The organism is Escherichia sp. 93.0816 (assembly GCF_013368855.2).
Taxonomy (GTDB): Bacteria; Pseudomonadota; Gammaproteobacteria; order Enterobacterales; family Enterobacteriaceae; genus Escherichia; species Escherichia ruysiae.
This window is the reverse complement of the sequence record NZ_JABWNC020000010.1, coordinates 18,734-30,549: the sequence shown is the minus strand read 5'-3', so window position 1 is coordinate 30,549 and position 11,816 is coordinate 18,734. Positions and strand designations below refer to the sequence as shown.

General features: G+C 50.2%; 13 protein-coding genes. 3 read left to right on the top strand and 10 right to left on the bottom strand.

Annotation, left to right across the window (positions count from 1 at the left end):
• The first annotated feature begins 230 nt into the window (after positions 1-230).
• On the top strand, positions 231-1,787 hold the full coding sequence (mltF, locus tag HEM79_RS12480; protein WP_000734182.1) for a membrane-bound lytic murein transglycosylase MltF: 1,557 nt from the start codon (positions 231-233) through the stop codon (positions 1,785-1,787).
• Here the strand turns inward: mltF and tadA are convergent.
• Together tadA and yfhb are read right to left on the bottom strand one after the other, a co-directional pair.
• Entirely contained in the window at positions 1,784-2,287 is a 504-nt protein-coding gene (tadA, locus tag HEM79_RS12475) for a tRNA adenosine(34) deaminase TadA (protein ID WP_016158802.1), read from the bottom strand. The genes mltF and tadA overlap by 4 nt on opposite strands.
• 57 nt (positions 2,288-2,344) lie before the next feature.
• Positions 2,345-2,980, bottom strand: a complete 636-nt coding sequence (gene yfhb, locus HEM79_RS12470) for a phosphatidylglycerophosphatase C (protein ID WP_176241436.1) — start codon at positions 2,978-2,980, stop codon at positions 2,345-2,347.
• A 208-nt stretch (positions 2,981-3,188) separates the two neighbouring features.
• Between yfhb and HEM79_RS12465 the strand changes: the two genes are divergently transcribed.
• The gene (locus tag HEM79_RS12465) at positions 3,189-4,037 is read left to right on the top strand and encodes a MurR/RpiR family transcriptional regulator (RefSeq protein WP_001013777.1); all 849 of its coding nucleotides are present in this window, start codon (positions 3,189-3,191) and stop codon (positions 4,035-4,037) included.
• 55 nt (positions 4,038-4,092) lie between these two features.
• Positions 4,093-4,353: a 4Fe-4S dicluster ferredoxin YfhL gene (gene yfhL / locus HEM79_RS12460; protein WP_001196294.1), complete on the top strand. Its 261-nt coding sequence runs from the start codon at positions 4,093-4,095 to the stop codon at positions 4,351-4,353.
• Positions 4,354-4,543: 190 nt separating this feature from the next.
• Here the strand turns inward: yfhL and shoB are convergent, their stop codons facing one another.
• From shoB to lepA, 8 genes are all read right to left on the bottom strand, one after another.
• Entirely contained in the window at positions 4,544-4,624 is an 81-nt protein-coding gene (gene shoB / locus HEM79_RS12455) for a type I toxin-antitoxin system toxin ShoB (RefSeq protein ID WP_000128779.1), read from the bottom strand.
• A gap of 439 nt (positions 4,625-5,063) precedes the next feature.
• Positions 5,064-5,444, bottom strand: coding sequence for a holo-ACP synthase (gene acpS, locus HEM79_RS12450; RefSeq protein WP_176241437.1), 381 nt, complete (start codon positions 5,442-5,444; stop codon positions 5,064-5,066).
• Positions 5,444-6,175: a pyridoxine 5'-phosphate synthase gene (gene pdxJ / locus HEM79_RS12445; RefSeq protein WP_002431672.1), complete on the bottom strand. Its 732-nt coding sequence runs from the start codon at positions 6,173-6,175 to the stop codon at positions 5,444-5,446. Before pdxJ ends, acpS begins: the two co-directional genes overlap by 1 nt.
• 11 nt (positions 6,176-6,186) lie before the next feature.
• Positions 6,187-6,915, bottom strand: coding sequence for a DNA repair protein RecO (recO, locus tag HEM79_RS12440; protein ID WP_024191157.1), 729 nt, complete (start codon positions 6,913-6,915; stop codon positions 6,187-6,189).
• 131 nt (positions 6,916-7,046) lie between these two features.
• A complete protein-coding gene (gene era / locus HEM79_RS12435) occupies positions 7,047-7,952 on the bottom strand; it encodes a GTPase Era (protein WP_000020738.1) in 906 nt (301 codons plus the stop codon).
• Positions 7,949-8,629 carry a ribonuclease III gene (gene rnc, locus HEM79_RS12430; RefSeq protein WP_001068343.1) on the bottom strand — a complete coding sequence of 227 codons (681 nt, stop codon included), beginning with the start codon at positions 8,627-8,629 and terminating at the stop codon, positions 7,949-7,951. The genes era and rnc overlap by 4 nt, the downstream gene beginning before the upstream one ends.
• 272 nt (positions 8,630-8,901) lie before the next feature.
• Complete coding sequence (gene lepB, locus HEM79_RS12425) at positions 8,902-9,876, bottom strand: signal peptidase I (protein WP_176241438.1); 975 nt, start codon at positions 9,874-9,876, stop codon at positions 8,902-8,904.
• Positions 9,877-9,891: 15 nt separating this feature from the next.
• A complete protein-coding gene (gene lepA / locus HEM79_RS12420) occupies positions 9,892-11,691 on the bottom strand; it encodes a translation elongation factor 4 (protein ID WP_000790174.1) in 1,800 nt (599 codons plus the stop codon).
• Positions 11,692-11,816 lie beyond the last annotated feature (125 nt).

The window sequence follows — 11,816 nt, the reverse complement described above, 5'->3', positions numbered from 1 at the left end:
GTACCCAAGGGGGGGAAACGGGCGTCATTATAAAGAATCTGATGCGCTGACGAAACCGTTTGCGTGGAAATAAAATCACCATCATGAATTAGCAACGCGTGCCGCCAATCTCTGTAATAAGTTGCCAACTGGCGCAAGTTTACGCAAAATGCCGCTCATTTATGATTAAACCTTTCTTTAGCATTACGATCTTTCAGGCTGGGACGCGCACGACACAGAGAATTAACTAATTGAAAAAATTAAAGATTAATTATCTGTTCATCGGCATTCTGGCACTGCTTCTCGCGGTCGCTCTTTGGCCATCCATTCCCTGGTTTGGTAAAGCCGACAATCGTATCGCCGCCATACAAGCGCGGGGAGAGTTGCGTGTGAGCACTATTCATACTCCCCTGACATATAACGAAATCAACGGTAAACCTTTTGGCCTGGATTACGAACTGGCAAAACAGTTTGCCGATTACCTCGGCGTAAAACTGAAAGTCACCGTACGGCAGAACATCAGCCAGTTGTTTGACGATCTCGATAACGGAGATGCCGATCTGCTGGCAGCGGGACTGGTCTATAACAGCGAAAGGGTTAAAAATTATCAGCCTGGCCCAACCTATTATTCCGTTTCACAACAACTGGTCTATAAAGTGGGTCAGTATCGACCACGGACGCTGGGCAATCTGACGGCAGAACAGTTGTCCGTCGCTCCAGGGCATGTTGTCATTAACGATCTGCAAAAACTGAAAGAGACTAAGTTCCCGGAATTAAGCTGGAAAGTGGACGACAGAAAAGGATCTGTGGAGTTAATGGAAGATGTTATCGAAGGTAAGCTCGATTACACCATTGCCGATTCTGTCGCTATCAGCCTGTTTCAGCGCGTTCACCCGGAACTTGCTGTGGCACTGGATATCACCGATGAACAACCGGTGACCTGGTTTAGTCAATTAGATAACGATAATACGCTTTCTGCGGCTCTGCTCGATTTCTTCAATGAAATGAATGAAGACGGCACACTGGCGCGTATTGAAGAGAAATATCTCGGACATGGCGATGATTTTGATTACGTTGATACACGCACATTTTTACGCGCCGTTGATGCGGTACTGCCGCAGTTAAAGCCTCTGTTTGAGAAATACGCCGAAGAAATTGACTGGCGTTTGCTGGCCGCTATTGCTTATCAGGAATCGCACTGGGATGCGCAGGCCACTTCGCCGACCGGTGTACGCGGCATGATGATGTTAACCAAAAATACCGCGCAAAGCCTGGGCATTACTGACCGCACTGATGCCGAACAAAGCATCAGCGGTGGCGCGCGTTACTTGCAGAATATGATGAGTAAAGTGCCAGAGAGCGTGCCAGAAAATGAGCGGATCTGGTTTGCGCTCGCCGCCTATAATATGGGCTATGCACATATGCTGGACGCCCGCGCCCTGACAGCAAAAACCAAAGGCAATCCTGACAGTTGGGCCGATGTCAAACAGCGTCTGCCTTTACTTAGCCAGAAACCCTATTACAGCAAGCTGACTTACGGGTATGCGCGTGGGCATGAAGCCTATGCTTATGTCGAAAATATTCGTAAGTATCAGATTAGCCTGGTGGGTTATCTGCAAGAGAAAGAGAAGCAGGCTACAGAAGCGGCGATGCAGCTGGCGCAGGATTATCCGGCGGTATCACCCGCTGAATTGGGTAAGGGAAAATTTCCCTTTCTCTCGTTTCTTTCGCAGTCGTCATCTAATTATCTGACGCACTCCCCTTCTCTACTGTTTTCCAGGAAAGGGAGTGAAGAGAAGCAAAATTAATCTGTAGCGGGTTGCGCTTTTTTCTGCGCTTTGATTTCCTGGCGGCGCATTCGGAAAAAATCGCTGAGTAGCGCCGCGCACTCATCCGCCAGTATTCCTTCCGTAATTTCCACTCGATGATTCATACCGGGATGGTGCAATACATCCATTAATGATCCGGCAGCGCCAGTTTTCGCATCACGCGCGCCAAAGACTACGCGACCAATACGGCTGTGGATCATCGCTCCGGCGCACATCACGCATGGCTCCAGCGTGACATACAACGTGGCGTCGATCAGGCGATAATTCTGCATCACCAGCCCTCCTTGCCGCAGCGCCATGATTTCTGCATGTGCAGTAGGATCATGGCGTCCTATCGGACGATTCCATCCTTCGCCGATTACGCGATTGTTATGCACTAATACCGCGCCGACCGGCACTTCTCGCTCGTCCCAGGCACGTTTCGCCAGCGTCAGCGCATGACGCATCCAGTATTCGTGGCTAAATTCGACTTCAGACAAAAAGAAAACTCCGGTTATAAAAGCGCGGCGCATTATACACGGACGCTATGCTTTACTCTATTCCAGTTGCTGGAGTTCACCGCGAGGCGTTACCCGCCAGCGATGCTGACAAAAATAGAGTAGCGGATTGTCCTGATTACTGTCGCTATAGCCACTGTACAGCCGCAGCGGTGTGCCGATTTTGCGTTCCAGTTGCGCGACCTTTTCATGGCCAAGACAGCGCATAGTCAGCACCCAGCCGCTATAGCCGCGCTGGATCTGACTGGCGATAAGATTAACGCGTGGCAGCCATGGCGTATCGAAATAAACCGCTTCGACCAAAGCCTGAGGGGAACCGGTAATCAACCAAATGTCAGCATCGGAGCTTAGCAAATAGCTGGTCAGGCGTTCCTGCACTAGCGGGAACGCCGTAACATTGTCGCGAAACCAATGCACGAAATCGGCTTGTAACGCCTGTAAACGTGCTTCGCTATGACCAAAGGTACAGCCCCACAGCAGCAGACTCATCGGCCAACGTGCCGCTCGCCCTTTGATTAATAATGCAATGACAATGACCGGCAACAGCGGCAGAACAAGTAACGCATTCAGCGGCTGTCGGCGCAGTAAGTAGCGCAGAAAACTGCCGAACATATCCTGTTGATGCAATGTTCCATCTAAGTCAAAAAACACCACACGACGCTCGTGAGTTGCCAAACCATACCCCTCTGGACTGATACATCCTGATTAATTTTCACTACCAGATAGCCTAACAGATAGATCATCACTTTTCCGGCAACAATCTATCGCATAATGGTTGACTGGAATTTTTAATTCATGGCAATTAACTTTGACGGAATATAATATTCTCTTGCTTGTGTCTCATATTGCCTGTTGTCGCCATTAATTCATCGCGAGGAAAGATATGAACGGCTTACTTCGTATCCGTCAGCGTTACCAGGGGCTTGCCCAGAGTGATAAAAAGCTGGCGGACTATCTCCTGCTACAACCGGACACTGCCCGCCACCTTAGTTCCCAACAACTGGCCAACGAAGCCGGAGTCAGTCAGTCCAGCGTAGTGAAGTTCGCGCAAAAACTTGGCTATAAAGGTTTTCCGGCACTTAAATTGGCGTTAAGCGAAGCTCTGGCAAGCCAACCGGAATCGCCCTCCGTACCCATTCATAACCAAATTCGCGGTGATGATCCGTTACGGCTGGTTGGCGAAAAGCTGATTAAAGAAAACACGGCTGCCATGTACGCAACACTGAACGTCAATAGTGAGGAGAAGCTACATGAATGCGTGTCGATGCTTCGTTCTGCGCGACGGGTTATTCTGACTGGTATCGGCGCTTCCGGTCTGGTGGCGCAGAATTTTGCCTGGAAGCTGATGAAGATAGGTTTTAATGCTGCCGCTGAGCGTGATATGCACGCGTTGCTTGCTACAGTGCAAGCTTCGTCACCGGACGATTTGTTATTAGCCATCTCATACACAGGTGTACGGCGCGAGTTAAACCTGGCAGCAGATGAAATGCTGCGAGTGGGTGGAAAAGTGCTGGCAATCACCGGTTTCACCCCCAATGCCCTGCAACAGCGCGCTTCTCATTGCCTGTATACCATTGCCGAAGAACAAGCGACAAACAGTGCTTCGATCTCCGCATGTCATGCTCAGGGAATGTTAACGGATTTGCTGTTCATTGCGCTGATCCAGCAGGATCTGGAACTGGCACCAGAACGTATTCGTCATAGTGAGGCGCTGGTGAAAAAACTGGTTTGAGTAAAGAATGCGCGTATAATGCCCGCCCGGTTTGTGTTGTTTTGAGAGTTTCCTTATGGCGCTGTTAATCACTAAAAAATGCATCAATTGTGATATGTGTGAACCCGAATGCCCGAATGAGGCGATTTCGATGGGTGAACATATCTACGAGATTAACAGCGACAAGTGTACCGAATGCGTAGGTCATTACGAGACGCCAACCTGCCAGAAAGTGTGCCCGATCCCCAATACTATTGTGAAAGATCCGGCGCATGTTGAAACAGAAGAACAGTTGTGGGACAAGTTTGTGCTGATGCATCATGCGGATAAGATTTAGTATTTTTCCTCTGGAGCAGAATATTGCTTATTCACTCGTGTAAAAACGAAATTATTATATTTATTTTTATGATGTCATTAATAAAAACATTCATTAAATGAATTTCGATAATATCTGCGCAGACACTTAATTATTATTAAAGGCGCGTCTGGCTGGTTAATCCGACGCGCCTTAAGTACGTTTCCTGATGTTACAAGAACAGAAGGATCAGCTGTAAAACAGCAATGACGACTTTAATAACCCGTTTAATAAGGTATCGACAATCAGTCATTCGTTTTTCCTTAAACAAGGAATGCAGCCGTTCAGATTAGCCCTTACATCTCCCCAAAACTGAACGTGCGAGTTATTGGAATCGAGTGCTGCACTCCACACCAGAGCTTTGACGACACCACTCGTTTCAATGGGGGAATTCAGTGGTATGGTGTAGAACACAGCAAAATCTCCAATAACGACGCCGATTCTACTGTACTTATGAAAAAGCGGTCACGTTAATCTTCTCATCAATATTAAATTCTTCGTCCCGGCTCGAATATTTTATGTCAGAGATTGCAAGTTGCTTGTACAGGTCAGATAAATTGATCCATAATCATTTTCGTTGGAATCGTGTGCTGCAAAATTTTAAAGTTGTAAAGTAAAACCCCCATTCCTTACCAGTTCGGGGGTTTTACTTTTTAAAAGAACGGTATTATTTAGGTGTTCGAGAAAGAGTTTTAACTTTCAATTATTACCGTGGCACAAGCATAGTGGCGCTCATCGGCCAGCGTCACATGCATATTTGCAACGCCCAGCTTTTCTGCCAGTTTTAATGCCTCGCCCCATAGCCGCAGCCGTGGTTTACCAAGTTCATCGTTGAACACTTCAAACTGATTAAATGCCAGGCCATTGCGGATCCCAGTACCAAACGCTTTTGCCGCCGCTTCTTTCACGGCAAAACGCTTCGCCAGAAAACGCACCGGCTGATGGTGCGTTTTCCAGATTTCCCATTCATTATCGCTTAATACGCGTCGTGCCAGCCGATCACCGGATCGGGCGATCACCGCTTCAATACGGGCGATCTCCACGATATCCGTGCCTAAACCTAATATTGCCATTAGCCACGCGCTTCCAGCATCAGACGCTTCATTTCTGCCACCGCATCTTTCAGTCCGGTCATCACCGCACGACCGATAATGGCATGTCCGATATTCAGTTCGTGCATCTCAGGGATGGCAGCAATGGCTTTCACGTTGTGATAGGTCAGGCCGTGACCGGCATTAACTTTCAGACCGAGGCTTGCGGCGAAGGCCGCAGCTTTGGCAATACGCGCCAGCTCTTGCGCCTGTTCGGCATCAGTTTTGGCATCGGCATAACAACCGGTGTGGATCTCGATAAACGGTGCGCCAACCTCAGCGGCAGCTTTAATTTGTTCTTCATCGGCGTCAATAAACAGAGAAACCTGAATCCCGGCATCTGCCAGACGTTTACAAGCATCGCGCATTTTGTCACGCTGACCCGCAACGTCCAGGCCGCCTTCGGTTGTCACTTCCTGACGCTTTTCCGGCACCAGGCAGCAAAAATGCGGCTTCGTCTCAACGGCAATCGCCAACATCTCTTCAGTCACCGCCATTTCCAGATTCATGCGGGTATCCAGCGTCTGACGCAGGATTCGCACATCGCGGTCGGTAATGTGGCGACGATCTTCGCGCAAATGCACGGTAATGCCATCAGCACCCGCCTGCTCGGCAATAAACGCCGCCTGTACCGGATCCGGGTAAGCAGTACCACGCGCATTACGCAGCGTTGCGATATGGTCAATGTTGACGCCTAACAGTAATTCAGCCATGACAATCCTCATCAGTCATTATGTGTTTTCACCGTTCGCTTAGGCATAAACTGCCGGAACAGTTCCCTGCTTTTTAAAGGTTTACCGCCAAGATAAGGCTTAAGCGCCATGCGGGTAAAGCGTTTCGCTGCTCGCAATGTGTCGGCGTCAGGAAATTCCCGCGCGTGTAACGCTTTCAACTGCCTCCCGGTGAAAGTTTTATTGTCGATAACTACACTGGCGATAAATCCTTTTTCTTCGCGATAACGATACGTCATGGTGTCATCTACCGGCTCACCGCTACCTGCGCAATGGGTAAAGTTGACCCCATAACCCAGATGCCCGAGCAGCGCCAGCTCAAAGCGGCGCAGCGCCGGTTCTGGCGTACCAGTGGCACCTGCCAGAGACTGAATGCAGTGCAAGTAATCGAAAAAGAGTTCCGAGAAGCGCGTCTCGTATTCCAGAACGCGGGAGAGAAGTTCGTTGATGTACAGACCGCTGTAAAGCGTAACACCACTTAATGGCAGCGCCAGCGAGACAGCTTCGGCACTGCGCAGCGTTTTGACTTCACCGCGACCGCCGAAGCGTAGTAAGAGAGGCGTGAAAGGCTGTAGTGCACCTTTCAGAGTAGAGCGTTTAGAGCGTGCGCCTTTGGCAACCAGACGCACGCGTCCCGATTCCTCCGTAAAGACGTCCAGCATCAGGCTGGTTTCGCTCCACGGGCGACTATGCAGGACAAATGCGCGCTGCCAGCCTTCCATCATACTCGTCGCCTTTCAAGTTGCAGGTGCCCTGGCTGCAACTGTCCCCCCTGATCACTTACTTTAGTAAGTGACCAGGGATTCACGGTCTTGCCGCCTTCCTGCACCTCGAAAGTCATAGAGTGTGCTAATTAGAGATCGTCAACGTAACCGAGACTACGCAGCGCACGTTCGTCGTCGGCCCAGCCGGATTTCACTTTCACCCACAGCTCAAGGTGGACAGGCGCTTCGAACATTTCCTGCATGTCTTTACGCGCTTCAATCCCGATGGTTTTGATCTTGGCCCCTTTGTTGCCAATCACCATCTTCTTCTGCCCTTCGCGCTCAACGAGAATCAAACCGTTGATGTCATAGCCGCCGCGCTCATTGGTGACAAAACGTTCGATCTCCACGGTCACGGAGTACGGCAGTTCTGCACCGAGGAAACGCATCAGCTTTTCACGGATGATTTCAGAGGCCATAAATCGCTGCGAGCGATCGGTAATGTAATCTTCCGGGAAGTGATGCGTCGCTTCCGGCAGATGTTTACGCACGATTGCCGCAATAGTGTCCACATTCAGCCCGGTTTCGGCAGAAATCGGCACAATATCGAGGAAATTCATCTGGCTTGCCAGGAACTGCAGATGCGGCAGAAGATCGGCTTTTTCCTGCACGTTGTCCACTTTGTTCACCGCGAGGATCACCGGAGCTTTGCCATCACGCAGCTTGTTGAGCACCATTTCATCGTCCGGCGTCCAACGGGTGCCTTCAACGACAAAAATCACCAGCTCAACGTCGCCAATGGAGCTGCTCGCCGCTTTGTTCATCAGGCGGTTAATGGCGCGTTTTTCTTCCATATGCAGACCTGGGGTATCGACGTAGATCGCCTGATACGCGCCTTCAGTATGGATACCCACAATGCGGTGACGGGTTGTCTGCGCTTTGCGGGAAGTGATGGAGATTTTCTGCCCCAACAGTTTGTTCAGCAGTGTGGATTTGCCAACGTTCGGGCGTCCGACGATGGCAATAAATCCGCAGTAACTTTTATCGATGCTCATTCCAGCTCCAGTTTTTTCAACGCCTGTTCGGCGGCAGCCTGTTCAGCCTTACGGCGGCTTGAACCTGTGCCAACCACCGGTTCGCTCAGGCCGCTAACCTGGCAGTGGATAGTAAATTCCTGATCGTGCGCTTCGCCACGTACCTGAACTACCAGATAAGTTGGCAGAGGCAGATGGCGCCCCTGCAAATATTCTTGCAAGCGCGTTTTCGGATCTTTTTGTTTATCGCCTGGGCTAATTTCGTCCAGACGGGTTTGATACCAGTTAAGGATTAATTTCTCGACGGTCTGAATATCGCTGTCGAGGAATACGCCGCCAATTAATGCTTCGACGGTGTCAGCAAGAATCGACTCGCGACGAAATCCACCGCTTTTAAGTTCACCCGGCCCTAAACGTAAGCACTCACCTAACTCAAATTCACGTGCCAGTTCTGCCAGCGTATTGCCACGGACCAGCGTGGCGCGCATCCGGCTCATATCCCCTTCATCCACACGAGGGAAACGGTGATACAGCGCATTGGCGATAACGTAGCTCAAAATAGAGTCGCCTAAAAATTCTAAACGCTCGTTATGTTTGCTGCTGGCACTACGATGGGTTAATGCCTGCTGCAACAGCTCCTGATGATTAAAAGTGTAGCCCAGCTTCCGTTGAAGCCGATTAATTACGATGGGGTTCATGCGATACCAATAAATAAATGCGTCAACAATTCAGCACACGAAACAGACCTGATATGCAGGGTTCTGCTAACAGCTTTGCAGCAGTTTCAGTTGACCTGTATATGGGGACCAACGCTGTTTCGTGTGCCGTGGCGACCTGGAGGTGCCAACCTTAAACTTCGGGGGAATATTCTATACACAACGACGGGGGATGTCGTTAGCCACGGGAGATTTATCTCATAAATAATTCACGTTGTCGCCATAACGGCGACAACGTGAACGGATAACAGCAATTAGTGAATGCCACCAATGCGACTTAAGCGCACGCCTGTCGGCCATTCACCTTCTTGCTTATCGAAACTCATCCAGATAGCCGTTGCCCGACCGACCAGATTCGCTTCCGGCACAAAGCCCCAGTAACGGCTGTCCGCGCTGTTATCGCGGTTATCACCCATCATGAAGTATTGCCCTGGCGGAACAATCCAGGTTGCCAGTTGTTGTCCTGGTTGTTGGTAATACATCCCCACCTGATCCTGCGCAATCGGCACGGTCAGGATACGATGCGTTACATCGCCCAGTGTCTCTTTACGTTCAGAAAGACGAATACCGTTTTCTTTAGTTTCGTTTTTCGGCACCTCAAAGAATCCGCTGGTTGCTTCCCCGCCGTTACGACGTGAGAAGGTCTGTACGAAATCGCTCGGCTCCACGTTGGAATAGGTGACCGGCAACGCGTTTTCGCACGCCTGACCGGAACTGCATCCCGGTTGAATAGTCACCTCTTTCGCTACCGGATCGTAAGTGACTTTATCGCCCGGTAATCCCACCGCACGCTTGATGTAATCAAGCTTTGGATCTTCCGGGTATTTAAAGACCACAATATCGCCACGTTTCGGATGACCGGTTTCGATCAGCGTTTTCTGGTAGATAGGGTCTTTAATGCCGTAAGCAAACTTCTCTACCAGAATAAAGTCACCGATTAACAGAGTCGGCATCATCGAACCTGACGGGATCTGGAACGGTTCATAAATAAACGAACGCACAATCAATACGATAGCCAGCACCGGAAATACAGAAGCGCCGGTTTCCAGCCAACCAGGCTTCGGCGCAACTTTTTTCAGCGTTGCTTTATCCAGTGAGTCCCCGGCAGCCGCTTGCGCCACTGCCTGACGTTCCCGCCGTTTAGGTGCGAAAAAGAATTTATCCACGCACCACAAAATGCCCGTCACCAGTGTGGCAATCACCAGAATCAGGGCAAACATATTCGCCATGCCAACTCCTAATGGTTATTTGTTGTCTTTGCCGACGTGCAGAATGGCGAGGAACGCTTCCTGCGGCAGTTCGACGTTACCGATCTGCTTCATGCGTTTCTTACCTTCTTTCTGCTTCTGCAGCAGCTTTTTCTTACGGCTGATATCACCGCCATAACATTTAGCCAGTACGTTTTTACGCAGCTGTTTCACGGTGGAACGCGCAATGATGTGCGTTCCAATCGCAGCCTGAATAGCGATATCAAACTGCTGGCGGGGGATCAGATCTTTCATCTTCTCCACCAGCTCGCGACCACGGTTTTGCGAATTATCACGGTGGGTGATCAACGCCAGCGCATCAACACGTTCACCGTTGATTAAAACGTCAACACGCACCATGTCGGACGCCTGGAAGCGTTTGAAGTTGTAATCCAAAGACGCATAACCACGCGAGGTAGATTTCAGGCGATCGAAGAAGTCGAGTACCACTTCCGCCATCGGGATCTCATACGTCAGTGCCACCTGGTTCCCGTGATAAACCATGTTGGTCTGTACGCCGCGTTTTTCTACGCACAACGTAATGACGTTACCAAGATACGCCTGCGGCAGCAGCATGTGACACTCTGCTATCGGCTCGCGCAGTTCATAGATATTATTCACCGCTGGCAGCTTAGACGGGCTGTCGACGTAGATAACTTCTTTCCCCGTAGTTTCTACTTCATACACTACTGTCGGAGCGGTAGTAATCAGGTCAAGATCGTACTCACGTTCCAGACGTTCCTGAATAATCTCCATGTGCAGCAGGCCGAGGAAGCCGCAGCGGAAACCAAAGCCCAGTGCTGTAGAACTTTCCGGCTCGTAGAACAAAGAGGCATCGTTGAGACTCAATTTACCCAGCGCATCGCGGAAGGCTTCATAGTCGTCGGAACTTACCGGGAACAGACCGGCGTAAACCTGCGGTTTAACTTTCTTAAATCCTGGCAGCGCCTTTTCTGCCGGATTACGAGCTAAAGTTAAGGTGTCACCGACTGGTGCGCCGTGGATATCTTTAATCGCACATACCAACCAGCCTACTTCGCCACATTTCAGCTCTGTACGGTCAACTTGCTTCGGCGTGAAAATACCCAGACGGTCGGCGTTATAAGTCTGCCCGGTACTCATGACTTTCACTTTGTCGCCCTTACGCAGGGTGCCGTTTTTAATACGGATAAGAGAAACAACGCCCAGGTAGTTGTCGAACCAGGAGTCGATAATCAGAGCCTGCAACGGGCCTTCCGGATCGCCTTCCGGCGGTGGGATGTCGCGCACCAGACGTTCAAGAACATCCTGCACACCAACGCCGGTTTTCGCCGAGCAACGCACTGCGTCGGTGGCGTCGATACCAACGATATCTTCAATTTCTTCCGCAACTCGTTCAGGATCGGCTGCCGGCAGGTCAATCTTGTTCAGTACCGGCACTACCTCGAGATCCATTTCCATTGCGGTGTAGCAGTTTGCCAGGGTTTGCGCTTCTACGCCCTGCCCGGCGTCAACCACCAGCAATGCACCTTCACAAGCGGCCAGCGAACGCGATACTTCATAGGAGAAGTCTACGTGACCCGGGGTGTCGATAAAGTTAAGTTGATAGGTTTCGCCATCGGACGCTTTATAGTCCAGCGTCACGCTCTGCGCTTTGATAGTTATGCCACGCTCACGCTCAAGATCCATGGAATCGAGAACCTGTGCCTCCATTTCACGGTCAGACAGGCCACCGCAGATCTGGATAATACGGTCAGACAGCGTCGATTTACCGTGGTCAATGTGAGCTATGATCGAAAAGTTACGTATATTCTTCATAAAGTATGATTATTGTGCCTTAATGCCCGGTTAACCAGGCTTTTAGAAGTCGCTGTTCTGAGCTTAACGTCTGTATTAATAGAAACGCCGCATTCTACACTACAACATTGAGGCGAGGAAATGTT